Genomic DNA, 23,690 nt, shown 5'->3' on the forward strand with positions numbered 1-23,690 from the left:
CCGGTTTCATTTCCCCGCGCTCCCCGGTCTCGGAAAGAACTGGTCGATCAGCACCGGGTTGCCGTCCGGATCCGTCACCACGATGTGCGCCGGCCCGGTGCCGTCGGGGTCCGTATCCGTCGACATCTCCACGCCGTCAGCCACCAGCGACGCGCGGATCTCCCTCACGTCGGTGAAGATCTCCGGCCGCGACATGTCCTGCGCCAGTCCGGGGTTGAAAGTGAGGATATTGCCCTCGAACATCCCGTGGAAGAGGCCGATGATCGTGCTGTCGTTGACCATGATCAGATATCCCGTGCCGTCCCCGCCGGTCTGCCTGAAGCCGAGCTTCTCGTAGAAGGATTTCGAGGCTTCGAGATCGTTGACGGAAAGGCTGATGGAGAAGGCGCCGAGTTGCATGGGATGGATCCTGGGGTGGCGTAGGTGGTCGTGTTCGGGAAGGGGATGTGGTCCCCGTCGAGTCACGGGATAATCGGCCTCGACGCCGGATCCCCGAGGTGGCGCCGGTAGAACTCCACCATGCGCCGGGCCGCGTCGATCGCGCTCGACCTCCGCCATGACGAGATGACGTGGCCCTGATCCAGGTACGAGGCCAGTTGCGCCGGCTTTCCCAGCCGCCGGAGCGCGCTGAAGAGCTTGCCGGCGTCGTGATAGGCCATGTCCTCGGTTCCGTGTACGATCAGGACCGGGGTCGCGATCTTGTCCGCGTTGTAATAGGGCGAATTGTCGAGATAGCGGCGCACGTCGGCCCAGGGATGCGTGCCCATGCGCGCCTGCCCGCCCTCGCTCCAGGCCAGGAAGAAGCCGCCGCCGTCGACATCGATGCGCCCGTAGGTGCCGAACAGGTCGAAGATGCCGGAGATGGGCACCGCCGCCCGGAAGATGTTGGTGCGCGTGATGATCGAGCCGGTGCCGTAGCCGCCGTAGGACTGGCCGGTGATGGCGAGGCGGTTCAGGTCGACGTAGCCGAGCTCGGCGGCGCGGTAGACCTGGGGCAGGAGCACGTCGACCATGTCCCGGATCGGGTTGCCGGCCTGCTCGTTGGGGCCGAGGGTCAGGTCGCATAGCACCACCGCATAGCCGCGGCTGGTGAAGACCAGGTTCGGAACCGTGAAGACGCTTCCGCCCCCGAAGTCGGCGGCGCGGCGGGTTATGTCGCTGCCCGGATACATGGTGACGAGGGCGGGAAGGCGGTCGCCCCGCGTTGCTCCCGGGGGAAGCAGCACGGCCGTCTTGACGGTGGCGAGGGTGCCGTCGTGAAGCGGCACGGTGGTCTCGAATACCTCCGCGGTCCCGATCTCCACGTCGTCCAGGCGGGGATCGATGTGCGAGATGCGCTCACGGGCCGAGAAGTCGGCGTCGAAGCGGAAGATGTTGGACGGCGTGCGCATGTCCTCGTACTGGCCCACGATGAAGTCGTGGCTGCCGCCGGAGGTGAGGTTGACGAGCCGCGCCCGGGCCTTCCAGAGCACGCGGCCGTCGTCCGTGGCCGGATCGTAGCGGAGGATGGCCTTGTCACCGGTCGCGCGTTCCGTCACGAGCACCGAGATCGATTCGCCGTCCGGCTGCCACGCGGTGCGCTCGTCGGCCTTGAGGACCTGGTCGTAGGTCCAGCGCTCGTCGTCGAGGGCGAAGGTCGCGGGCGGGCTGCCGTCCAGCGGAACGACCGCGAGCGCGCGCGGGCGCGCGTCGCCGTAACCCTGGTCGTCTACGACATCGACGCCCATCACCGCGGCCTCGCCGTCGCGTGTGAAGGCGAAGACGGTCGAGGCGACGTCGCCAAGCTCGGGGGCGAGAGGCACGGGGGCGGCGGGCGACCCCGAACGGAGGTCGAGCAGGTGCAAGCGCTTGCCGTCCAGGTACACCAGGCGGTCGTCCGACGGATGCCAGGCGTAGCTGACGCTGAAGTAGGCGTTGCGGGTGAGCGGGACGTTGCGCACGACCGGAATCGGTTCGCCGCCCGCCGTCGGCACCACCGCGACGTCCATCACCGTGGACTGGGTGGTGTCGCTCTCCGGCCGGAAGGTGGAGAGATACCCCAGCCACCTGCCCGACGCCGAGCGGCGCAGCGTGCCGGCCGGAAACTCGGCGTCCTGAGCGACGAGCACGCGGGTCACTCCGCTGGCGACATCGACCGCCTTCACGGCCACCAGATGCTCGCGCGCGTAGTGGTCGGTCATCGGCGTGGGGGGCGGCGCTTCCGCCTCCGGAGCCGCAGCCGCCTCGCTGCCGCTGCGCAGAACCACGACCCCGGCCGGGTTCTCAGGCCGCACTTCGGCCGGGCGCATCGGGTTGCGGAACGGCCCCTCCGGCGCGAACCCCACATACAGCGTCGACCCGTCCGGGCTCCAGCGCGGCTCGTCCCCGTGCCAGAGCTTTGGCTTGACCGGCTCGTCGGAGAGCTTGCGCGACGTGCCCGTCGCGACATCGTGCACCCACAGCTGCGGCACGCCATCGGCGTCCGAGAAGAACGCGATCAACGCCCCGTCCGGGGACCACACCGGCCTCCAACAGGTGCCCCCCGGACAGACCTCGACCGTCCGCCTCGTGGCCATCTCCGTGTAACGGATGGTCGCCCCCACCACGGAACTGGGCGTGCCGTTGGGCTGATAGCGCTCATCCAGGTTGGCTGTGGTATCCGCGGGAGGAATCCGCACGTCGTACGCGACGAAGCGCCCGTCGGCCGAGACTGCGAACTGGGTGTCCCAGATGAACGACGCCATCCCGAAGGCGAGGTCGTAGGGGAGGGCGCCGGGGGGGTCGGCCGGCAGAGCCTGCTGGGCCATCGCGGTGGCAGCGGTGAAGAGGGCCGTTGCAGCCGCGAAGGCAAGGCGGAGGATGCTGTTCATCGGGGTCTTCCTCTCCTGGAGTCGCCCTTCGAGGGGCCGCGCCATCGCTCGCAACCGGCCCGGAGGTAGTCGAGCTTAACGCCCTCCATCGGATTCCAGCCAGACGACGACGTTCCCCGGAGACGTCACATTCCAGCTCGTGCATTCGTTCTCCGAGGACAGTGCTACTTTCATCATGAGCGAGTTGATGTTGAACAGGGGATCAGCGTGAGCAGCCACAGACGCGTCGGAGCGAACTTCCGAATCGAACCGGTATTCCGCGTCGCGTGCGTTAGCCGCATCGCTCTGGCTATCTGGATCGCGGCAGTGATGCCGGCCCTGGCCTGCTCCGACGACCTTGTCGAACCGGGTCCAGCAGATCCTGTCGTCCCGGAGCCCACGGATCCCGGTCCGCCGGACTCGATCGTCATCCCACCGCGCTCGGCCTCCGCGGAGGCTGCCGTCCTCGAAAAGAGCAACGCCTTCGCCTGGAATCTTCTTCCCGCCGCGATGGCCGCGGATCCCGAGGCGAACGTTCTCGTCTCGCCACTGAGCGCATCCATGGCTCTCGGCATGGCGCTCAACGGGGCTCGGGGGACGACGTATGATCAGATGCGGGCCACCCTCGGCTTCGAGGACGCCCCGCTGGACACGGTCAACCTGGGCTATCATGGCCTCATGGCCCATCTGCCTGCAGCGGATTCCACTGTGAACACGCAGCTCGCCAACTCGGCGTGGTACCGTAGCGGATTCGCGGTCGAGCAGGACTTCCTGGAAGCGGTGCGAGCCTTCTTCGACGCAGAGATCGCCGGGCTCGATTTCTCGAGTGCCGCCGCCGCGGACGCCATCAATCAATGGGTGTCGGAGGAAACCGGCGGACGCATCGGGGAGATCGTCGAGTCTCCCATTGACAGCCGCACGATGCTCTTCCTGATCAACGCGATCTACTTCAAGGGCCCGTGGAAGTACGCATTCGATCCGCAAAGGACGCAGGACGCGCCCTTCCACATTGCCGATGGCCAGTCGCAGTCCATGCCCATGATGGAGCTGACCGCCGAATTCCCGTACGCAGAGGACGGCAACCTTCAGGTCATCGAGCTGCCTTTCGGAGAAGGCGCCTTCGCGATGACGGTTCTCGTGCCGGGAGCCGGGAGCAGCATCGACGCGCAACTCGCTTCGATGGATGTGAGGCGCTGGCAGAGTCTGCTGGACAACCTGAACGCGAGGAAGGTGAGGGTCGTGCTTCCCAGGTTCCGCGTCGAGTACGACGAGAGTCTCAAGCCGGTCCTGCAGGCGCTCGGGACGACGGACGCCTTCCTCCCGAACGTCGCCGACTTCACGGGCATCTCCACCACTTCTCCTCCGCTATTCATCTCCGAAGTCAAGCAGAAGACGTTCGTGGAGGTGGCCGAGGAAGGCGCGGAAGGAGCCGGCACAACCTCGGTCGGGATCGGGGTCACGAGCCTACCGCCATCGGTGATCGCGAACCGGCCCTTCGCCTACCTGATACGAGAGCGCGAGTCCGGCGCGATTCTTTTCGCAGGAGTGCTGAGGAGGCCGCCGGACACGGGATAGCTGGCTGGTGTTCCTTGAACATCCTCACTTGTTCTGCGGATTTTCAAGGATTATCATGAGGGCATGCTCATCGCCCGGCCAGTGCCCACCAGACGCATTCAAGAGGCGCTCGAAGTCCATCCCTGCGCCGCGCTCACCGGTCCTCGGCAATGCGGCAAGACCACGCTTGCGCGACAGATCTCCGCCGAATCCCCCGGTACCACATTCTTCGACCTGGAGGCCGCCGTCGACCGACGGCGTCTCGCCACACCCGAGCAGACGCTCGGACGGCTGAGCGGCCTAGTGGTCATCGACGAAGTCCAGCGGATGCCTTCGCTCTTCGAAACGCTGCGCGTGCTGGTGGACCGCCCTGACAACGACGCCCGCTTTCTCTTGCTCGGTAGCGCCTCTCCCCAGCTGGTGAAGGGCGTCTCCGAATCTCTTGCGGGGCGCGTGGGGCTCGTGGATCTAGGCGGCTTCGGCTTGAGCGAAACGGGAACGGATGCCTGGAGAAAGCTCTGGAACCGCGGCGGATTCCCCCGCTCCTTCCTCGCGCGCGGCACGGAGGCGTCATCGCTGTGGAGGCGCGACTTCGTCCGCACGTTCCTGGAGCGTGACATTCCCCAGCTCGGCATCACCATTCCGGCCGAGACGCTGCGGCGCTTCTGGACGATGATCGCCCACTACCACGGGCAGGCCTGGAACGCCGCCGAGTTCGCCCGGTCGCTCGGGTCGAGCGAAGCGACCGCCCGCCGCTATCTCGACATCCTTGCGGGGGCCTTCATGGTGCGCGTCCTGCCGCCATGGTTCGAGAATCTGAGGAAGCGTCAGGTCAAGGCGCCGAAGGTCTACGTGCGCGACACGGGCCTGTTGCATTCGCTGCTGGGGATTCCCGGTGAGAACGAGTTGCCGGGTCATCCCAAGGTCGGAGCCTCATTCGAGGGCTTCGTCGTCGAACAGCTGCTCGGTGCGCTGGAGACGCGGGACGCGTACTACTGGGCGACCCACGCCGGCGCCGAACTCGATCTCCTCGTGCTCTCCGGAGGGAAGCGTTACGGCTTCGAGTGCAAGTTCGCGGACGCCCCTGGCACCACGCGGTCGATGCGGGTGGCGCTCCAGGATCTGGGGCTGGACCATCTTTGGATCGTGTATCCGGGCGACGAGGGGTACGTGCTCGACGACCGCATCTCGGTACTTCCCGTGGCGGAAATCGGGACCCTTGTGGAGCGGATCGGCCCGAAGGGTTGATAGTCCACGGATCTTATATTATATTGTCTATCGTATATCATGTCTACATAGTATATATAATATATATTAGATATTGCAATATATATCAATGTCTGCTCAATATATCACGTCACTACAATATGAGACGACAATAATGAACCGCACCGTCCTGGCCCTCATCGAAGCGGAATACCGGCGCTACAAGCTCCTCGGGGAGCGCGCCTTTTCCCAGCTGGACGCCGAGCACCTCGTCGCCGGTTCCGAACACGCCATCTCGATCGCGACCATCGTCTGGCACGTCGCCGGCAACCTGGAGTCGCGCTTCACCGACTTCCTGACTACGGACGGGGAGAAACCGTGGCGCGACAGGGAGTCGGAGTTCGAGCCGCGCGAGGTGTCGCCCGACGAAGTCGCCGCGAAGTGGGACCGGGGCTGGGGCGTGCTTTTCGAAACCCTCTCACAGCTCACCGACCACGACCTGACCTCTGAAGTGACCGTCCGCCGCGTTCCCCATCGAGTCGACGAGGCACTCCTCCGGTCGCTGGCCCACGCCGCCTACCATGTGGGGCAGATCGTGTACCTGGCCAAGTCCTTCCGAGGTGAGGACTGGGAGTACCTGAGCATTCCGCCTGGGCAGTCGGAGGCCTACAACGAGAATCCGACGCTGGAGAAGTCCTTGACGTACGTGGAGAATGTTGAAAAGAGGCAGGAAGGGCGGTGAGGCGAGATCCGTTGACACGTGGCCGAGCGGGAACGTTCAGACCGTGGAGGCAGTCTGAATGGAAGGGACGTCCGCTGCCTGCTCGTTCCGGCGGCTCGCCAAGGAGGATCGAATGCCTGGCAGGTCCACCAGGGCATCGTTGCCCTTCGCTGTCGCTCCACTTCCACTCGCTGTCGTCCTGGCCGGCTGGCTTTCCGGCTGTGACGCCCCCGACTCCCACAGGGATCTGACCACACTGCAGGACAGCACCGCCACCGTAGACATCCTCGAGAGTCCGGGGATGTGCGCAGACTGCATAACCGTAGAGCGCGTCGTGGCTCTGGGCGACACGACAGGCCCGGGGTACATCAACTGGTCGATTTACGTGGCGTTGGATGATGCCGGCAATTACTGGGTCGGACAGCAGCAGGAAGGCGTGATCAAGGTCTGGGACGCGGAGGGGAGATTCCTGAGGCAGGTCGGCCGCAGGGGGGACGGGCCCATGGAGTTCCATCGTCCGGCTCCGGTCCGCACCGATGGCGAGGGGCGAGTTCACATCGTCGACCTCGATATCGGACGAGAGACCATCGTGAACGCCGACTTCTCCTATCACTCGGACAGGTTGCTCGACCCGGGGGGTTCCCATCTCGCGGTACCGCTCGGAGACGACGGGAGATACCTGTTGAACAGGCCAAGGATGACGACTCAACGGGTCGCCATGCCCTTGCACATCGTCGATGGACCGAATGTTCTCCATTCGTTCGGTCGGATGGCGGGCCTTGACGCACCGGGCAACGCGCACCGGGTGTTGGCGGTAGATCGGCAGAAGCGCATCTACAGCGCGCGACTCGACGACTATCTCATTCAGGTATGGAGCGATAGCGGCCGCAGGATCCTCGGGCTCAGCGGGCCGGTGCTGAACGAGCGGGAACCATCACGCGAACCCTGGTCTCCCGACAATCCGCCACGGAACCGGATCTTCGCGATGCAGGTCGACGATCAACAGCGACTCTGGGTGATCAGTTCTGCTCGCAAGGACGACTGGCAGGATCGCATGGACTATCGAGTCATGCCCAATGGCCGGGTAGCCTACGTCCCGATCGACGATGACATGAAAGCGATCTACGAGATGCGCATCGACCTGATCGATCTCGCCAACGGCTCGCTCATCGCAACCCGCCGTCACGATGCGCTGTTCGAGGCCTTTATCGGGAATGGCCTGGTCATCGAGACCGTCGAGAACGAACGGGATTTCCCCGAGATGGTGGTCTGGAGGCTGGGGTTCGCCGAGCCGAGGTAGGTCACCCTCCCGCCTGGGCGATGCGGCGCGCCATCCACTCGACGTATGACGTGCGCGTCATGCCGCGCCATCGATCAAGGCTGGATGCCGAAGCATGGTCTTCTCCCTACTCGTCTGGCCACTGCGCCTTGCTGGCGATGGACCGGGTCGTCCTGCCGGACGCAATATGCCCGAACGTCCGCGCCAGCCCCTCCCGGAGGCTCTGCGCCGGCGACCACCCCATCGCCCGCATCCGCGCCGTCGAGAGCACGCTGCGCCGAAGCTCGCCGGCCCGAGCGTCCTTGTGGATCCGGCCCGGCCGGGCGCCAGCGATCTCTTCCAGAAGCGTCGCCAGCGTGTTGACGCTCGTCGCTTCGCCGGTGGCCACGTTGTAGGCTCTCGCGTCGATGCCGGCGCGGTCCTCCAACGGCATCTCGGAGGCGATCAGGTTCGCGGCCGCAACGTCTTCCACGTAGACGTAGTCCCGCGTCTGCTCGCCGTCCCCGTAGATGTCGAGGGGTTCGCCGTCGATCAGACGGTTGCAGAAGATGGCCACTACGCCCGCCTCTCCATGGGGGTCCTGCCTGGGGCCGTAGACGTTGCCGTAGCGAAGCGCCACGTAGTCGAGGCCGTGCACTTCGCGGTAGTAGTCGAGGTAGTACTCGCCCGCGAGCTTCGACACCCCGTAGGGAGACACCGGGCACTTGGGGGTGTCCTCGGGCGTGGGATACACCTCGGGCTCCCCGTAGACCACGCCTCCGCTGGATACGAAGACCACTCGTTGCGTCCCCGCGTCGCGCGCCCCTTCGAGGATGTTGATGAGGCCGGCGATGTTGACCCTCGCGTCGCCGATCGGATCGGCGACCGAGGCGCGCACGTCGATCTGCGCCGCGTGGTGGTTGATCAGGTCGAAGCCGATGTCGAGGATCAGTTCCCGCGCGCGCGGATCGCCGATGTCCATCTCGACAAACTCGGCGCCGGAGGGAACGTTCTCGGCTCGCCCCGCGGAGAGGTCGTCCAGGACCCACACCCGATCGCCCCGGGCGACGTGGGCGTCGGCGAGGTGGCTCCCGACGAAACCGGCGCCACCGGTGATCAGGACCTTCCGGCTCACGGAGAGTAACTCCGGTGGCGGCCGGCGTCCCCCCGCCCGATCATCGTCTCCAGAATCCTCCCCCTTTCGCTATCGTCGACCTCGGTGTTGAATACGGTAACCAAAACCGACGCCGGTGGTAACGGACGTTCGAGCACCCTGCGAAGGCGGGCACGCCAGCCGATGAACGAGCCCACTGACAGCGATGTCGTGTCTCGCCCAACCCTGACCCTCGTCATCCTCGCGGCCGGCCAATCCACCCGGTTCGGCCGCCTCAAGCAGCTCGCGCCCATTGGCCCGGGCGGCGAAGCCCTCCTCGACTACGCCCTCTACGATGCCGCGATCGCCGGGTTCACGCGCTTCCTGTTCGTCATCCAGGAGACGCTGCGCCCGGATTTCGATGAGCATCTTCGGGACGCGGCAACCCACCTCGACATCCGCTACGCGTACCAGCGGATGGCCCATCCGGGACTCGTGGATGACCCGCCCCCGGGACGAATCCGCCCCTGGGGTACCGGCTTCGCCGTGCTCACCGCGGGCGAAGAGGTCGGCGGCCCCTTCGCCGTGTGCAACGCGGACGACTTCTACGGGCGGGGAGCGTACGCGGCTCTTGCCGGGGCGATGCGCGGCGCTCAGTCGGTACCCGCCGACGCGCGCAACACCACTCATTTCACCATCGGCTACCCCCTCGAAGTCACCCTGTCGGAGAGCGGGGGCGTCTCCCGTGGCCTGTGCGAGATCGACGAGTCGGGCGCGCTCCGGCGGTTGACCGAGGGGCTGGAACTCCGACGTGACGGGGACCGCGCCGTGGGCCGGGACGTGGCCGGAAAACCGCTCGACGTGCCCCTGCAAATGCCCGTCTGCACCAACCTCTGGGGGTTCCAACCGGACATCCTTCTGCCCCTCCGGGACCTGTTCGCCGCGTTCCTCGCTTCGGGACCCGGACTCGACCGCGAATTCTACCTCTCCGAGGCCATGAACGACCTGATCGCGGCGGACCGCGCGCGCTGCACCGTGCTGCCCACCCGCGAGCTGTGGCTCGGTGTCACGTTCCCCGGCGATCATGCGGGAGTGGCCGAGTCGCTGCGGGGGCTGGTAGACTCGGGGGTCTACCCGATGCGTCTCTGGGACGCCCAACCAACCCTTTGGGACGCCCGGCCATCCCCTTTCTCCCGCGATGCCCGGCCCATCCGCCGGGACGCGCCGTCATCCTCCGCCTCCAGCGACTGAAGCCGCATGCAACTGACCACGCTCGACTGGATCGTCATCGCGCTGTACGGGCTCACCGCTCTCGCCATCGGCCTCCGCTTCGCCCGGCGCGCGGGGTCCGGGGCCGACGAGTTCTTCCTTTCGGGGCGGAAGCTCCCGTGGTGGCTGCTGGGCACGTCGATGGTGGCGACCACCTTCTCGACCGACACGCCCAACCTGATTGCGGACTTCGTGCGCGGGGGCGGGGTCGCGCAGAACTGGGCGTGGTGGGCCTTCCTGATCACCGGGATGTGCACGGTCTTCTTCTACGCGCGCCTGTGGCGGCGGTCCGGCGCGCTGACCGACATCGAGTTCTATGAGCTGCGCTATTCGGGGCGCGCGGCGGCGTTCCTGCGGGGCTTCCGGGCGCTCTACCTGGGCGTCTTCTACAACGTGATGATCATCGCCACCGTGACGCTCGCGGCGACCAAGATCGGCGGCGTACTCCTGGGGCTCGATCCGCTGACCACGGTGCTGATCGCGGGCACGGTGACCATGATCTATTCCGCTACTTCGGGGCTCTGGGGCGTCGTCGTGACCGACCTCGTACTCTTCGTCGTAGCCATGATCGGATCGGTCGCGGCCGCCGTGTTCGCGCTGCGCCAGCCCGAGGTCGGGGGGCTCGCGGGGCTCGTCTCGCACCCGGAGCTGCAGTCGGCGATGAACTTCTTCCCCGACTTCTCCGACTGGAGCGTCGCCGCGGGAATCTTCATCATCCCCATCGCGGTGCAGTGGTGGAGCGCGTGGTATCCGGGGGCCGAGCCGGGGGGCGGAGGCTACGTCGCGCAGCGGATGCTGGCCGCGAAGAACGAGAAGGAATCGATGAAGGCGACGCTCTGGTTCAACGTCGCGCACTACGGGCTCCGCCCCTGGCCCTGGATCATCGTGGCGCTGTGCTCGATGCTCGTATACCCGGAGCTCTCCGACATCCAGGCCCGCTTCCCGGACCTCGATCCCGGGCTGGTGGGCAACGACCTGGCCTATCCGGCCATGCTGGTGTTCCTGCCCGCCGGACTGCTCGGGCTGGTGGTGGCGTCTCTGGCGGCGGCGTACATGTCCACGATCAGCACCCAGCTCAACTGGGGTTCGTCCTACGTCGTTAGCGACTTCTATCGCCGCTTCGTGAACCCGGATGCCAGCCAGCGGCGGCTGGTTGCCGTGGGACGCCTGTCGACCGTCTGGCTTATGGTCCTGGGCGCCTTCATCGCGCTGCAGCTCGACACCGCGGGGCAGGGGTTCCAGATCCTGCTCCAGATCGGGGCCGGTACCGGGCTCATCTTCCTGCTGCGCTGGTTCTGGTACCGCGTGAACGTGTGGAGCGAGCTCGCCGGGATGACGATCTCGTTCATGGTGGCCGTCTACTTCGCCTGGGTGCACGGGGCGCTGGGACTGGCGCCGCTGCCGGCGTGGACGCAGCTCGTGATCGGCGTGGCGGTCACGACGGTCGGCTGGCTCGGGGTGACGTTCCTTACGGCGCCCGCCGATTCGGAGACGCTGCAGGGCTTCTACGACAGGATCCGGCCGATGGGGGCGGGATGGCGGCGGGTCGTCGACGTGGGCGACGGGCCGCGCGAATCGGGGTCCGTCACGGCGGCCTTCCTCGCCTGGTTCCTCGGGTGCGTGCTGGTCTACGCGGCGCTCTTCGGGACGGGATACCTGCTGTACGGGCAGGGCGTGGCGGCGGTGGCTGCGCTGGCGATCTCGGCCGGGGCGGGAATCTGGCTCTTCCGGCTGCTGCCGAAGTTGGGCTATTCGGATTGAGCGGTGAATTGCGCAGCCGCGATGCCGTCCGCTGGCGAGCGATCGCCCCCGGCCGCGTCAACCTGATCGGCGAACACACCGACTACAACGGCCTGCCGGTCTTTCCCATCGCCATCGACCGGGACGTCCGTATCGAGTTCCGGGTCGTGGACGATCCGGTGGTGCGACTGGACAGCCCGTCGGCCCGTTTCGCGCCGTTCGCGTTTCAGCTGAAACGTCCCATCGAGGCAGCAGCGCAGGGAGACTGGTCCAACTACGTGCGCGCCGCCGCTCGGGGACTGCTCGAGCACGGGATCTCGCTGGAGCGAGGCATCGAAGGAACCGTGTCCGGCGACGTGCCGATCGCATCGGGGCTGTCGTCGTCGTCCGCGCTGGTGGTGGCCTCGGCGCTTGCGCTGCTGAAGGCGAACGGGGTGGACGTTGGCGACGGGGCGCCGCGAGGCGATGGGGCTCGGGCCCTGTCGCGCCTCGAGCTCGCGGCCCTCATGGCGCGTGCCGAGCGCTTCGTCGGCCTCGAAGGGGGCGGGATGGATCAGGCCGCGTGTCTTCACGGGGTCGCCGGACACGCCCTCCGCATCGAATTCGACCCGTTGCGGGTGACCCCGGTACGCGTGCCCAAGGGATGGCGGTGGGTGGTGGCGTCGTCGCTGGTCCGGGCGGAGAAGTCCGCGGGCGCGCGCGACATGTATAACGAGAGGGCGCGGCAGTGCCGGGAGGCGCTGGCAGCGTCGGTCGGCGCCGTGGCGGGAGGCCGGGCGGCCAACTCCGGCAACCGCGCAACCAACACCGCGCCTGCGTACAGCGACTTGGTCTCAGCGGCCGACCCCGACGGCCTGCTCCGCCGCGTCCGCCGGATCCTCTCCCCCGTACTGTTTCGCCGATTCCGACACGTGGTCACGGAGGGCCGCCGGGTGGCCCTCGCGGAGCAGGCCATGCGCGGCGGCGACCTGCACCGCTTCGGCGACCTCATGGTGCAGTCGCACGAAAGCCTCCGCGACGACTACGAGGTGAGCACGGATGAGTTGGACGCCATTGTAGCGGTGGCGCTGGAGGCGGGTGCAGCGGGTGCACGCCTCACCGGCGCCGGCTTCGGTGGCTGCGCCGTCGCCCTCTGCGACGACAGCACCGTCGAACCGGTCATGGAAGCGCTGACCGCGCGCTTCTACGAGCCGCGTCTGGGCGGGCCACCCACCACCGACATGCTGTTCGTCGGGAAACCGAGCGCCGGGGCGCGAGCCGAATCACCCTGACCGGGCTCCGCGCGTCTTCACGATTGTATCCCCTTCGCCGCGGCTCGGGAAGGCGTGCCGGGACGCAGAAACCGCATGCCGCAAGGGTGCAGAGGGTAGCCATCGCCCATCACACTCTTGGCACTACAAATCTTGGCATAGATAGCAAAAAATGTTAGTATCGCAAATAATCGTATCAAAAAAAGGTGAGCCGATTCTCTGCGAACGTCGCCTTGGGCGTCACTTGCACAGGTAATTGTACTATCCATGTTCGCTCGTGATTACGTCGCCGACATGGCGGCGCGGGGACGACATCATTTCACGACCGACGAGGCCGTCGGCGCGATTCGCAGCCCCAGGAGCGCCGTTCGAGCGCAGTTGCGGCGGCTGAAGGCACGTGGCGTCATCGCCGAGCCCATTCGCGGCTTCAACATCATCGTCCCGGCCGAGTACAGGAGTCGCGGCTGTCTGCCTGCCGAGCAGTTCATTCCCCAGTTGATGGATCTTGCCGGCGAACCGTACTACTTCGCCCTGCTCAGCGCGGCGGAGCGATACGGGGCGGCGCACCAGCGGCCGCAAGTCGTCCAGGTGATGGCTCGCAGGAACCGCGCGGCAATCGAGTGCGGGCAGGTGCGCGTCGTGTTCGTCGCCCGCCATGACCTCGGCCGGATGTTCGTGAAGGAGTTCAATACGCCTCGGGGCTTGGCTCGCTACTCGACTCCCGAGGTAACCGCGCTGGAGCTCGTCGGCTACCCGAGCCACGCCGGCGGCATTGCCAACGTCGCAACGGTCCTGCGCGATCTTGCGGAGGAGATGGAGGCGGACGCCCTCGCGCGGGCAGCACATCTCTCCCCGGTGAGTTGGTCGCAGCGCCTGGGATACCTCCTTGAGCGCTTCGGCGAATCAGACCTGGTTGATACGCTGCTGCCCTTCGTCGAGGAACAGGCTCGCAGCTACACCCCGTTACGCCGCGCGGCGCCGAACACCGGAGCTGGGCGAGACGCGACCTGGAAACTCATCGTGAACGTCGTCATAGAAACAGACGGATGATCCCCCGGGACTACATCACGTCCTGGCGTGTCCACGCGCCCTGGGCCACGGACGCGCAGGTCGAGCAGGATCTCGTTATCAGCCGGGCGCTTGTCGAGCTGTTTCGAGTGCCCAATCTGGCCAGCGCGCTCGCCTTTCGCGGGGGCACGGCGCTATACAAACTGCACCTGACGCCACCTCCCCGATACTCGGAGGACATCGATCTCGTACAGGTTGGCGCGGAGCCGATCGGCGATACGCTCAACCTCATGCGGCCGGTACTCGATCCGTGGTTGGGCCCGCCCCGGTGGAAGCTCAAGGAGGAAGGCGTCAACCTCTTGTACCGATTCGAGTCGGAGGATCAGCCACCGCTGAGGCTCCGCCTGAAGATCGAGATCAATACCCGCGAACATTTCACGGAGCTTGGACTCCAAAGGGTGCCGCTTGACGTCGATAGCCGCTGGTTCGGCGGGTCCGCGGGAGTAACCACGTACACACTCGACGAGCTTCTCGGAACCAAACTCAGGGCGCTCTACCAGCGGAAGAAGGGGCGCGACCTGTTCGACCTATGGCATGCCCTGGACACGGGTCGGGTCGACGTACCCAGGGTGATCGCCTGCTTCCTGCGCTACATGGCTGAGGGCGGTCACTCCGCGACTCGTGCGCAATTCGAGGAGAACATGGAGGGGAAGCGCGGGCTCCCCGACTTCCGCGAGGACATGGGTCCGTTGCTTCGCCCGGGGCTCCTCTGGGATGTCGACGTTGCCATGAACACGGTTCTCGAGCGCATCATCGCCTTCCTGCCGGGCGATCCGTGGAAGGGCTTGTCGCAGCCCCACTGAGTTCAGGCCGCAGTCCCGAAGGCCAGCGAATCCGGGAACGCGTTTCAGCTGAAACGTCCCATCGAAGCCGATCAGGGCTTCGCCAGCCGCAGAACCTGCGGATGCTCGACGTCGTCGACATCGCGCCGCACCCCGAACACCTCGTCGGCCCCCACCCGCATCAGCTCGAAGCGCGCCGGCGTTTCGACGACTCCGAGCCACGCCCCAGACGAGTCCAGCACGTACCACTCCTGCGGTTCGTCGCGCCGGGCGAGGCCGAGGTACTCGCCCGCCCACACATTCCCGTCGGCATCCACAATCATGCGCTGATAGGCCGGCTTCTCGGTGGGCTCGGGCAGGCGAGCCATGAAATCCCGAATGAAGGGACTGGGATCGGGTCCCAGCCACTCCTCCCTCTCACGGTCCACTTCCGCGCTGGACACGGTCAGCGGAACTCCGGGGATCCTCGCGATCAGGCGCAGCTCCCCGGTTCCGCCGTCGACGATCGAGTACTCGAGCGCGTCGGCCGTGCCCATTGCGATGCGCCCCTCGCCGTCCGGCACCGCGTGGGGCAGCCGGCCCATGATCGGGATGTCGTCCCCTTCGGTGACGATGAAGTTCTCGTATCCGGGAAGGCTCGTGACCGAGTCGGCCGACATCCGATCCTCCGACAACCGAACGACATTGACCGGGGGGCGCAGTACACCCGCGCTTCGTCTCTCCTCATCCGTGCCTGGCGCCAGGTCCAGTCCCCAGACCACGTCCGAGGGCAGGGGATGCCGAACCGGAGAGACCCCCTCCGGCATCCGAAACGAAGACGTCAGCCCCGATCCCAGGTCGAACTCCGCGCCGCTTCCCCCCGCGGCCCGGTCCAGCGCCACGAGTCGTCCGTCGGGCTTCAGGACGACGGTCCAGAGAGAGCGAAACTCGCCCGGCCCCTCGCCCGGCCCGCCGAAGGCGCGGACGAATCGCCCGGTCGCATCGTAGATCCGGACCTGCTGGGACGCGCCGTCGGCCACGGCCAGATGCCCGGATCCCGCGCGCAGCACATCCCTTACGCGAAAGAAGGTGTGCATTTCGCCCGAGCCGGCCCGGGCGAGGTCGAGGATCGGCTCCTCCTCGATCCGCCAGGCGTCACGCTCGGCCCACAACGGCGCAACCGATTCGACGATCGTTACCCCGAGGCTGTCGCGCGACGTGTTCGTGGAGACGGGGGCCGCTTCGCAGCCGGCAACCGCGGTCGTGGCCAGGGCCAGGATCGCGCACCGCGCGTACCGCCGCCGCAGCTCTCGCCGGAGTGCGCCGAGACCCGGTTGTCGCTTCATCGCTTTATCCCGTCTTCGATCGCAGCCTCGGGACCTCTACTCGGCTTAAGAACCGCATACGCCTCGTACGTCTTCGGTCCGGGGACGGACTTGATGCGTTTCCAGGCCGCCACGGCATCGGCCCGGGTCTTGCCCTTGTTCGCCGGGTCTGCCCAGAAATCCGTGACGAAGTTGTTGAATCGACCGGCGGGGATCCGCGGAAAGCGGCCCTCCCAACGCATAAGCTCCAACAATCGATTGCCGAGGTCCGCGTAGGTGATGCGCTGGCCTGCCCGAAGTTGCGTACGGCGCCATTCGTTGAGCCGGTACCACTGGCCCGACTTGTCTTTTTGCTGGGGGTCGCGCGCGCGCGCGAGGTCTCGCAGAAAGTCCTTCGTCCTGCGGTCGTCGACGTAGTCCCGGACGATAGTCTCCGCCGCCAGCCTGTCGCGCGACTTGCCGGACCGGCGATCAGGCTCGGGTTTGGCCAGGGGAACCGTCCCTGTTCGAAGGAACTCCCGGATAAGCGCCTCAAGCTCGAGCTTCCGCCGTCGGCCGACGGCAATGCCGAGTTGGCGCGCGAAGGTCTTGAGTTCCGCGGCATAGAAGTAGTTGTCGTCGAACTCCTCGACCGACATGCCCGCATGGAGCTTCGCCATCTACGCGGGCCCCACCAGCTCCAGCGCCGCCAGCGCCAGCACCTGCGTGCTCGCCACGAGGTCGTCCACGGAGCAGGACTCGTCCGGCTGGTGGGCCTCCTCGAGGGGTCCGGGGCCGTAGGCCACGCAGTGCTCGATGCCGGCGATGCGGTCGAAGTGCTTCTGGTCGTAGGTGCCGGGACTGGCCACGAGTTCGGCGGGCCGGCCGGCTACCGTTTCCACCGCCCGGGACAGGGCAGCCACGAGCGGCGACCCGGGGGGCGCGGAAGTCGGATGGACCACCATGCGCTCCTCGATGGTGAAACGGCGTCCGGGGTCGGCGTCCTCCACCGAGCCGACCAGGCGCGCGATCTCGGCGCGGACCTCCTCGAAGGGCTCCTCGGGGATGAAACGGCGGTCGATGGTGGCGACGCAGCGGTCGGCCACGCAGGGCGACTGGGTTGGTTCGCCGGCCTGACCGCCGGTGATCGCATTGACGTTCAGGGAGGGGCGCCTGGAGGGCTCCGGCACGATGGGCAGCGCTGACTTGCGGGTGGCCAGCTCGGGGAGGAGCCGGGTTCGAAGGGCTTCCAGAAGGGCGCCCATGTCTTCGATGGCGCTGCGTCCCAGATGGCTCATGCTCCCGTGGGCGATGTGGCCGTGCGCGACGATGTCGAACCAGTAGACGCCCCGGTGTCCCAGGCACACTCGGGTGGGCCCGAACGGCTCGGGGATGATCGCGTATTGGGTATGGTCGCTCGAGATGATCCCGGTCTCGCAGAGGTGGGCCACGCCCGCGAAGCCGCCGCTCTCCTCGTCCACGGTGGCGCTGATGTCCACGGCTCCCCCGAGCTCGACTCCGGCCCGCCGAAGTGCCTCGACCGCGAAGACGGCGGCAGCGATCCCCGACTTCATGTCCGACGCGCCCCTCCCGGAGATGCGCCCGTCGCGCACCAGGCCCGCGAAGGGGTCGACCGTCCAGCCGTCACCCGGCGGAACCACGTCGAAGTGGCCGTTCAGGTGGAGCCGAGGGCGTCCCGGAACGGCCGGCCCCCGCCCTACCACGTTCACCCTCGGGTGTTGGGCGGTGTGCTCGGGGCGCCCCTCGGCCTCCACGTACTCCACGGCCAGACCGGTCGCCTGCAAGCGCCGCCCGATCAGCTCGGCGCAGTCCCGATAGCACGCTCCCGGAGGGTTCACCGTGGGGATCCGGATCATCTCCGCCGTGAAGGCCACGATCTCGTCCCGCGCGGCCTCCACTTCGGCGAGGATGCGGTCTTCGCGTTGGATGCGGGTCGGACGGTTGGCGTGGTGCATGCAGTTTCGGGCTGGGGGCTGGAGGCAACGAAGGCCGGGCGCGTGGGGCGGCGCGTCCTTGGGCCGGGTTGCCGGCTGGGCGCGGCTGTTAACATTGTGCCCCGCTCCTTCACCACACGAAACCCCACCGGAGACCCGTCATGACAACCATGTTCAGCCTGGAGGGACGCGCGGCCGCGGTCGTCGGAGGCGGTTCCGGCATCGGTGAGGCCGTCGCGATCGGATGTGCGGAGGCGGGTGCGCACGTGTCCTGCCTCGACATCGACGCGGACGCCGCCGCCCGCACCGCGGCGACCATCCGCGCGGCCGGGGGCGAGGCCGCCTCCGGCCACCTGGACATCATGGACGGCGCGGCCGTCACCCGCGTATTCGACGACATCACCGCCGCCCGCGGATCCCTCGACGTCGTGGTCTGCACCCCCGGAGTGAACGTGCGCAAGCCCCTCCTCGACTACACCGACGAGGAGATCGACCGGGTTCTGGGCCTCAACCTGAAGGGCGGCGCGCACGTCATCCAGGCCGCGGGCCGGATCATGAGCGGGCAGGGCTCCGGGTCCATCATCCTCTTCAGCTCGATCCGGTCGGTGGTGGTCGAGCCGGGCCAGAGCATGTACGCCGCGACCAAGGCGGGGATCGTGCAGATGGTGCGCGTCGCCGCGGCCGAACTCGGGCCCAGCGGGGTGCGGGTGAATGCCGTCGCGCCGGGCGTCATCGACACGCCGCTCACGGCACCCATCAAGGACCACCCGGACTGGTACGGCGCCTACGCCGCGCGCAACATCCTCAACCGCTGGGGCAGCGCCGCGGAGATGGCCGGCCCCACGGTCTTCCTGGCCTCGGACGCCGCCAGCTACGTGACCGGGTCGGTCTTGTTTGCGGACGGCGGCTGGACCGCCATCGACGGGAGATACACCCCGCCTTCGGGTCGGTCCTGAGGCCCGTGGCCGCGGTTCAGGGCCTCAACCATCTCGCGCGGCCACGCCGATGAGAGAGGGGCTTCCGAGGCGCCTCCAGGCCGTCGTCCTCCTCCGGTGCCCGCGTTGCCTGGGCGGCTCGGTTTTCGCAAGCCTCTGGAAGATGCACCCTCTCTGCCCCTCCTGCCGGCTGAGATACGAGAGAGAGCCAGGCTACTTCACCGGGGCGATGTACGTGAGCTATGGGTTGGGCCTGGCCTTGTGCGCGCCGCTGGGTGTGGTCCTGATGGTGTTGGGGGGTCTCTCGGCGAATCAGAGCATCCTGGCGATTGCGGTGATGGTGCCCTTTCTGGCTCCTCTGCTGTTCCGCTACTCTCGAGTCATCTGGATGCATCTCGACCAGCTCCTGGACCCCAGGTAGACAAGCTGGCCTGAGCGCCATCACCGCGCAGTCGGTTCCGCGCTCCGACCCCCGGTGCCAGCGGATTGGCTGACAGTTCTTGACCTTCCTTCACCTTCGGCCTACCTTCGGTACATCAACCCCGGCGAGGATCGGCCAATTCCGGTCTAACCGGCCCCCGGCGAGGGCGGAGCCATCCGTGCCTCGCCGGGTCCTTTTTCTGCCCACCGCGTCGCCGGACAGGATCCCTTGCTATCGCGAGTCTCGTTCTTCGTCGACGGCTTCAATCTCTATCATTCCCTGCGGGACTCTCGGCGTGACGATCTCAAGTGGCTTGATGTTGTAGGCCTCTGCGGGTCCCTGCTTCGAGACATGCGTTCACCCTCGGTTCAGGACGCGACCCTGGGGCGAAGACGGCGGGGCGGCGTAGTCTACCATGAGGAGAAGGGGACCGATGTATGGCTTGCGGCTACCCTGATGGAATCAGTGCTCCTCGGCCGATGCGACGCGGCTGTCATCGTTTCAGGAGACACGGATTTCGGCCCCGCTGCCAGAATGGCGCGCGAGCGAGTACCGGTATGGTTTGCGCCGCCGCCACGGCGCTCACCCAACCCCAGGAAACGGCGTCATCACAACGAACTCCGGAGGGCGGCTACAGGGCTCCTCACCATCAGGTTCAGACACTACGCGGAGAACCAGCTTCCCGGACGAATCGTCGACTCCGCGGGTACCGTGGTAGCGACACGGCCTAAGGAGTACCAGGCCGGGTAGCCGCCCCGGACCGGCGGATATCGTCCCGTAGGCGCATCGAATCCTGGTTGGGAGGAGTGGCGGTTACTCGTCGGGCGAAGAAGCAGCACGTGACGCGCATGCGGTGTCGCAAGAGAGATCGCGGATTTGGCTCCAAGGCCCGCGCTGCCGGCGGGTGGACCGAACCACCGATTCCCTATCCCGTTGCTCGGCAAGGAGGTGGGCGACAGGCTATTCTCCATCCGAGCATTTCCCCTGAATCGTCGCGAAGATGGCGCTAGACCGGATCGATCTCGCCGCGTTCCTCATCTTCCTCGGCATCGTTGTGAGCGTGTCCCTCTACGCGGGCCGCAGGGAGGACACGACCGCCGACTACTTCCTGGCGGGCCGCAACCTGCCCTGGTGGCTCATCGGCATCTCGCTGATCGCGTCGAACATCTCCTCCGAGCACTTCATCGGCATGTCCGGAGAGGGGTTTCAGACGGGACTTGCCATCGCCGCCTTCGAGTGGATCGCAGCCATCGCACTCGTCTTCGTGGCGCTCGTGCTCCTGCCCAGGTTTCTGCAGGCCGGCATCTACACGCTCCCGGAATACCTCGAGTTCCGATTCGGGCCGACTCCACGCGTCATCATGGCCGCGTACCTGATGACGGTCTACGTCATTGTGGGTCTGGCCGGCATCCTCTACGCCGGAAGCCTGGCGCTGACGAGCATCTTCGGGCTCGACCTGACGGCCGGGGTCTGGGCCATCGGCCTGCTCGCGGGCGGCTACACGATCTACGGCGGGCTGAAGGCCGTCGTCTGGTCCGACATGCTCCAGGGCATCGCGCTGCTCGGGGGAGGAGCCGTGCTGTTCTTCCTGGCCATGGACGCCGTGGGTGGATTCGGTGCCTTCCTGTCCGCGAACGAGGACAGGCTCCACCTGATGCTGCCGGCCGATCATCCGACGCTCCCGTGGACGATCTACATCATGGGCATCTGGGTCCCGAACATCGCGTACTGGGGGCTGAACCAGTTCATCTCCCAGCGGGCGCTGGCCGCGCGGAGTCTGGCCGAGGGCCAGAAGGGCGTGATCTTCGCGGCGTTTCTCAAGCTGCTGATCCCGTTCCTGATCGTGCTGCCCGGGATCGCGGCGTATCAGCTCTACGCCGACCGGATCGCGATCGGAGATCAGGCATATCCCACGCTCATGACCGATCTGCTGCCCACGGGCCTTCGCGGCGTCATGTTCGCGGCCCTCTTCGGGGCGGTGATGAGCTCGCTGGACTCCATGCTGAACTCGGCGTCCACGATCTTCACGCTGGACATCTACTCGCGCCACGTCGTGACGGAGGAGCTCGAACCCCGCAGGGCGATCCGCATCGGCAGGATCGCGACCGGCGTCTTCGTCGTGATCGGCTGCCTGCTGGCGCCCCAGCTCGCGTCGGTCGGGGGGATCTACGAGTACATGCAGCGCGTCTGGAACTTCATCTGGCCGGGCATCCTCGCGGTCTTCCTCATGGGGATGATCCTGCCCAGGGCCCCCTCGCGGGCGGCGACGGTGGCGCTCCTGATCGGCCCGGTGGCGTACGGGCTGCTGACGGTGGTGCTCGATGTGTTTTTCGACTCGCAGGCGTACCTGAACGCCGCGGCCGGAGCGTTCGTGCTGTCGAGCCTCGCCATGATCGTCGGGTCGCGCGTGCGCCCGCTGAGAGCGGCTCGGTCACTGCCGCAGTCCAATGCCGTCGATCTGGCACCCGCGCCCTCGGCGAGGTGGGCGGGCGCGGTGGTGGTGATACTGACCGTGGGGCTCTACGTGGTGTTCTGGTAGGAGGCGACGGGCGACGCACTTCTTCGGCGCTTCAGTCCCCCGCAAACCCGACTCGGACATGACTTCCGTCGCAGAAAGGCTTGTTCTCCGAAGCCCCGCAGCGACAAAGAGCGATGCGTGTGTCCCTGAGCAAGACCTCGCCCTCCCCTGTGACGATCTCCAGGTCACCGCGAAGGTAGACCGGACCGTTCCGCTCTATGATCGCGGTATTCCGCTCGGGCGTGGGCTCGGTGTGTTCGCCGTCGCTTCGCTCCAGATGCAGGGCACCCGTCGGACAACGCATGATCACCTGGAGGAGCTGTTCCGCCTCGGCGCAGTCGGGATCGATCCAGGGCTTTCGGCCCGGGTCGAACACATCGGGCAGGCCGTGAACGCATTCGGCGGCGTGGATACATCTCCTCACATCGTAACTCACGGCCGCCTTTTCGCCGGAGTAGTGCAGAATCTTCGATTTCATCGGCTTGGCCCTCCTTGGCTCTTCCGCGCAATGCTAACCATCTTCTACGTGGCGGCGGGTCGACTGATTCCGTCGCGCCAGAATAACAGGGACCCGCGGCTGGAGCGCCAGACAGGATGGACGACTCAACCGACCCGGGTCGCACGCGCGATACCGAATCCACCGTCTCCGACGAGGAAGCCGGCTTCGATGTCCTGGAGGGTTTTCGGCGCTTCTCGCAGAGGGACGACATCTTCTGCCGTTCGTTCTGGGACCCGGAGGTGCGGACGCACCGCTCGGACATGTTCTACGAGACCTACCGCACGCCCAAGCTGACCTGGCGTGCCGTCGACGGCTTCACCCAGCGTGACTACGCGCTTCGCAACGCATCGTGGCACGTGACGGACATCTTTGCCGAGCTGCGTGGAGACGACGATCGCCGCGAGGGTTTTCTGGATCCGTACACCGCCGTCCGCGAGGGCCCGGGCCACACGCTGCCGGTGGAATCTCCCGAGGAGGCGGCGCGCGAGATCAAGCACGCCGCGAAGACCCTGGGCGCCGACCTGGTTGGGATCACCGGCAACGACGAGCGGTGGCTCTACACACACGCCTACAGCCGCGAGAACGAGCACGAGAAGCCGCAGGAGATCTCTACCGATCTCGGAAACGTGATCGTGATCGCGCAATCCATGGACCGGGAAGTCCTCAGCACTGCCCCCTCCGCGCTGAGCGGCACCGCGACGGGAGCCACCTATTCGCGCGACACCATCGTGCTGCTGGCCATCGCGCAGTACATCATCAATCTCGGCTACCGCGCCGTGGCCAGCATGAACGACTCGGCACTGGCCATCCCGCTCGCCATCAAGGCCGGACTGGGCGAGTACGGGCGCCACGGCCTCCTGATCACCCGCGAGTACGACCCCGGGTCCGGCTCGGCAAGATCTTCACCGACATGCCGCTCGCCCACGACCGGCCCATCCGGTTCGGCGTGAAGGAGACGTGCGACATCTGCCGCGCGTGCACGAACAGCTGCCCCGCGAAGGCCATCGACGACGGCGAGCCGTCCACCGTGGTCCACAACCGGTCGAACATCCAGGGCATCCGCAAATGGACCACGGACGCCGAGAAGTGCTTCCGCTTCTGGGCCAACCAGAACACCGACTGCTCGATCTGCGTGCGCGTCTGCCCCTACAACCGCGACTATCGCCACCTGTGGAGCCGAGTCTGGCGATGGCTGGCGGGCACCCCGCTCCGGCGCCTCGCGCTCTGGCTGGACCGGGTCAGCGGACGGGGCGAGCGCCTGAAGCCGTCCAGTTGGTGGAGCGCCGCGGGATAACCCGGACCGGCGCGGC

21 protein-coding genes are annotated in these 23,690 nt (G+C 66.8%); 14 read left to right on the forward strand and 7 right to left on the reverse strand.

Annotation, left to right across the window (positions count from 1 at the left end; genetic code table 11):
- Window positions 1-6 precede the first annotated feature (6 nt).
- Both OXU32_14035 and OXU32_14040 read right to left on the reverse strand, forming a co-directional pair.
- The gene (locus OXU32_14035; protein MDE0075072.1) at window positions 7-399 is read right to left on the reverse strand and encodes a VOC family protein; all 393 of its coding nucleotides are present in this window, start codon (window positions 397-399) and stop codon (window positions 7-9) included.
- Between the two features lie 62 nt (window positions 400-461).
- Entirely contained in the window at window positions 462-2,849 is a 2,388-nt protein-coding gene (locus OXU32_14040; GenBank protein MDE0075073.1) for a prolyl oligopeptidase family serine peptidase, read from the reverse strand.
- A 207-nt stretch (window positions 2,850-3,056) separates the two neighbouring features.
- Here OXU32_14040 and OXU32_14045 point away from each other — a divergent pair, with 207 nt between their 5' ends.
- From OXU32_14045 to OXU32_14060, 4 genes are all read left to right on the forward strand, one after another.
- A complete protein-coding gene (locus OXU32_14045; GenBank protein MDE0075074.1) occupies window positions 3,057-4,403 on the forward strand; it encodes a serpin family protein in 1,347 nt (448 codons plus the stop codon).
- Window positions 4,404-4,466: 63 nt separating this feature from the next.
- The gene (locus OXU32_14050; GenBank protein ID MDE0075075.1) at window positions 4,467-5,630 is read left to right on the forward strand and encodes an ATP-binding protein; all 1,164 of its coding nucleotides are present in this window, start codon (window positions 4,467-4,469) and stop codon (window positions 5,628-5,630) included.
- A gap of 133 nt (window positions 5,631-5,763) precedes the next feature.
- Window positions 5,764-6,330: a DUF1572 family protein gene (locus OXU32_14055; GenBank protein MDE0075076.1), complete on the forward strand. Its 567-nt coding sequence runs from the start codon at window positions 5,764-5,766 to the stop codon at window positions 6,328-6,330.
- 112 nt (window positions 6,331-6,442) lie between these two features.
- The gene (locus OXU32_14060) at window positions 6,443-7,609 is read left to right on the forward strand and encodes a hypothetical protein (GenBank protein ID MDE0075077.1); all 1,167 of its coding nucleotides are present in this window, start codon (window positions 6,443-6,445) and stop codon (window positions 7,607-7,609) included.
- A gap of 106 nt (window positions 7,610-7,715) precedes the next feature.
- Here the strand turns inward: OXU32_14060 and OXU32_14065 are convergent, their stop codons facing one another.
- Window positions 7,716-8,702, reverse strand: coding sequence for an NAD-dependent epimerase/dehydratase family protein (locus OXU32_14065; GenBank protein MDE0075078.1), 987 nt, complete (start codon window positions 8,700-8,702; stop codon window positions 7,716-7,718).
- Window positions 8,703-8,864: 162 nt separating this feature from the next.
- On the opposite strand from OXU32_14065, the gene OXU32_14070 reads away from it, so the two are divergent.
- From OXU32_14070 to OXU32_14090, 5 genes are all read left to right on the forward strand, one after another.
- Entirely contained in the window at window positions 8,865-9,911 is a 1,047-nt protein-coding gene (locus OXU32_14070; GenBank protein ID MDE0075079.1) for an NTP transferase domain-containing protein, read from the forward strand.
- A gap of 6 nt (window positions 9,912-9,917) precedes the next feature.
- Window positions 9,918-11,690 carry a Na+:solute symporter gene (locus OXU32_14075; protein MDE0075080.1) on the forward strand — a complete coding sequence of 591 codons (1,773 nt, stop codon included), beginning with the start codon at window positions 9,918-9,920 and terminating at the stop codon, window positions 11,688-11,690.
- Between the two features lie 8 nt (window positions 11,691-11,698).
- Entirely contained in the window at window positions 11,699-12,940 is a 1,242-nt protein-coding gene (gene galK, locus OXU32_14080) for a galactokinase (protein MDE0075081.1), read from the forward strand.
- Between the two features lie 246 nt (window positions 12,941-13,186).
- Window positions 13,187-13,969 carry a type IV toxin-antitoxin system AbiEi family antitoxin gene (locus OXU32_14085; protein MDE0075082.1) on the forward strand — a complete coding sequence of 261 codons (783 nt, stop codon included), beginning with the start codon at window positions 13,187-13,189 and terminating at the stop codon, window positions 13,967-13,969.
- Window positions 13,966-14,790, forward strand: coding sequence for a nucleotidyl transferase AbiEii/AbiGii toxin family protein (locus tag OXU32_14090; protein ID MDE0075083.1), 825 nt, complete (start codon window positions 13,966-13,968; stop codon window positions 14,788-14,790). The genes OXU32_14085 and OXU32_14090 overlap by 4 nt, the downstream gene beginning before the upstream one ends.
- A 71-nt stretch (window positions 14,791-14,861) precedes the next feature.
- On the opposite strand, the gene OXU32_14095 is transcribed toward OXU32_14090, so the two are convergent.
- Genes OXU32_14095 through OXU32_14105 form a run of 3 tightly spaced genes read right to left on the reverse strand, consistent with a single transcriptional unit; the run spans window position 14,862 to window position 18,028 of the window.
- Window positions 14,862-16,094, reverse strand: a complete 1,233-nt coding sequence (locus OXU32_14095) for a hypothetical protein (GenBank protein MDE0075084.1) — start codon at window positions 16,092-16,094, stop codon at window positions 14,862-14,864.
- Complete coding sequence (locus OXU32_14100; GenBank protein MDE0075085.1) at window positions 16,091-16,711, reverse strand: hypothetical protein; 621 nt, start codon at window positions 16,709-16,711, stop codon at window positions 16,091-16,093. The genes OXU32_14095 and OXU32_14100 overlap by 4 nt, the downstream gene beginning before the upstream one ends.
- 21 nt (window positions 16,712-16,732) lie before the next feature.
- Window positions 16,733-18,028 carry an acetylornithine deacetylase/succinyl-diaminopimelate desuccinylase family protein gene (locus OXU32_14105; GenBank protein MDE0075086.1) on the reverse strand — a complete coding sequence of 432 codons (1,296 nt, stop codon included), beginning with the start codon at window positions 18,026-18,028 and terminating at the stop codon, window positions 16,733-16,735.
- Between the two features lie 140 nt (window positions 18,029-18,168).
- On the opposite strand from OXU32_14105, the gene OXU32_14110 reads away from it, so the two are divergent.
- The 3 genes from OXU32_14110 to OXU32_14120 all read left to right on the forward strand — a co-directional run bounded on the left by OXU32_14110 (window position 18,169) and on the right by OXU32_14120 (window position 21,902).
- Window positions 18,169-18,963: an SDR family NAD(P)-dependent oxidoreductase gene (locus OXU32_14110; GenBank protein ID MDE0075087.1), complete on the forward strand. Its 795-nt coding sequence runs from the start codon at window positions 18,169-18,171 to the stop codon at window positions 18,961-18,963.
- A gap of 49 nt (window positions 18,964-19,012) precedes the next feature.
- Complete coding sequence (locus tag OXU32_14115; GenBank protein MDE0075088.1) at window positions 19,013-19,363, forward strand: DUF983 domain-containing protein; 351 nt, start codon at window positions 19,013-19,015, stop codon at window positions 19,361-19,363.
- Window positions 19,364-20,363: 1,000 nt separating this feature from the next.
- Window positions 20,364-21,902: a solute:sodium symporter family transporter gene (locus OXU32_14120; protein ID MDE0075089.1), complete on the forward strand. Its 1,539-nt coding sequence runs from the start codon at window positions 20,364-20,366 to the stop codon at window positions 21,900-21,902.
- A 31-nt stretch (window positions 21,903-21,933) separates the two neighbouring features.
- On the opposite strand, the gene OXU32_14125 is transcribed toward OXU32_14120, so the two are convergent.
- Entirely contained in the window at window positions 21,934-22,359 is a 426-nt protein-coding gene (locus tag OXU32_14125; protein ID MDE0075090.1) for a (4Fe-4S)-binding protein, read from the reverse strand.
- 116 nt (window positions 22,360-22,475) lie between these two features.
- Here OXU32_14125 and OXU32_14130 point away from each other — a divergent pair, with 116 nt between their 5' ends.
- Entirely contained in the window at window positions 22,476-23,330 is an 855-nt protein-coding gene (locus tag OXU32_14130) for a hypothetical protein (protein ID MDE0075091.1), read from the forward strand.
- Window positions 23,291-23,674, forward strand: coding sequence for a 4Fe-4S dicluster domain-containing protein (locus OXU32_14135; GenBank protein MDE0075092.1), 384 nt, complete (start codon window positions 23,291-23,293; stop codon window positions 23,672-23,674). The genes OXU32_14130 and OXU32_14135 overlap by 40 nt, the downstream gene beginning before the upstream one ends.
- The last annotated feature ends 16 nt before the right edge of the window (window positions 23,675-23,690 follow it).

It is taken from the genome of Gammaproteobacteria bacterium, assembly GCA_028819075.1.
Taxonomy (GTDB): Bacteria; Gemmatimonadota; Gemmatimonadetes; order Longimicrobiales; family Gaopeijiaceae; genus BD2-11.

Coding starts and splice junctions, on each gene's coding strand:
- OXU32_14035 (MDE0075072.1), bottom strand. CDS start 399: ATGCAACTCGGCGCCTTCTCCATCAGCCTTTCCGTCAACGATCTCGAA.
- OXU32_14040 (MDE0075073.1), bottom strand. CDS start 2,849: ATGAACAGCATCCTCCGCCTTGCCTTCGCGGCTGCAACGGCCCTCTTC.
- OXU32_14050 (MDE0075075.1), top strand. CDS start 4,467: ATGCTCATCGCCCGGCCAGTGCCCACCAGACGCATTCAAGAGGCGCTC.
- OXU32_14055 (MDE0075076.1), top strand. CDS start 5,764: ATGAACCGCACCGTCCTGGCCCTCATCGAAGCGGAATACCGGCGCTAC.
- OXU32_14060 (MDE0075077.1), top strand. CDS start 6,443: ATGCCTGGCAGGTCCACCAGGGCATCGTTGCCCTTCGCTGTCGCTCCA.
- OXU32_14070 (MDE0075079.1), top strand. CDS start 8,865: ATGAACGAGCCCACTGACAGCGATGTCGTGTCTCGCCCAACCCTGACC.
- OXU32_14075 (MDE0075080.1), top strand. CDS start 9,918: ATGCAACTGACCACGCTCGACTGGATCGTCATCGCGCTGTACGGGCTC.
- OXU32_14085 (MDE0075082.1), top strand. CDS start 13,187: ATGTTCGCTCGTGATTACGTCGCCGACATGGCGGCGCGGGGACGACAT.
- OXU32_14090 (MDE0075083.1), top strand. CDS start 13,966: ATGATCCCCCGGGACTACATCACGTCCTGGCGTGTCCACGCGCCCTGG.
- OXU32_14095 (MDE0075084.1), bottom strand. CDS start 16,094: ATGAAGCGACAACCGGGTCTCGGCGCACTCCGGCGAGAGCTGCGGCGG.
- OXU32_14100 (MDE0075085.1), bottom strand. CDS start 16,711: ATGTCGGTCGAGGAGTTCGACGACAACTACTTCTATGCCGCGGAACTC.
- OXU32_14105 (MDE0075086.1), bottom strand. CDS start 18,028: ATGCACCACGCCAACCGTCCGACCCGCATCCAACGCGAAGACCGCATC.
- OXU32_14110 (MDE0075087.1), top strand. CDS start 18,169: ATGACAACCATGTTCAGCCTGGAGGGACGCGCGGCCGCGGTCGTCGGA.
- OXU32_14115 (MDE0075088.1), top strand. CDS start 19,013: ATGAGAGAGGGGCTTCCGAGGCGCCTCCAGGCCGTCGTCCTCCTCCGG.
- OXU32_14120 (MDE0075089.1), top strand. CDS start 20,364: ATGGCGCTAGACCGGATCGATCTCGCCGCGTTCCTCATCTTCCTCGGC.
- OXU32_14125 (MDE0075090.1), bottom strand. CDS start 22,359: ATGAAATCGAAGATTCTGCACTACTCCGGCGAAAAGGCGGCCGTGAGT.
- OXU32_14130 (MDE0075091.1), top strand. CDS start 22,476: ATGGACGACTCAACCGACCCGGGTCGCACGCGCGATACCGAATCCACC.
- OXU32_14135 (MDE0075092.1), top strand. CDS start 23,291: ATGCCGCTCGCCCACGACCGGCCCATCCGGTTCGGCGTGAAGGAGACG.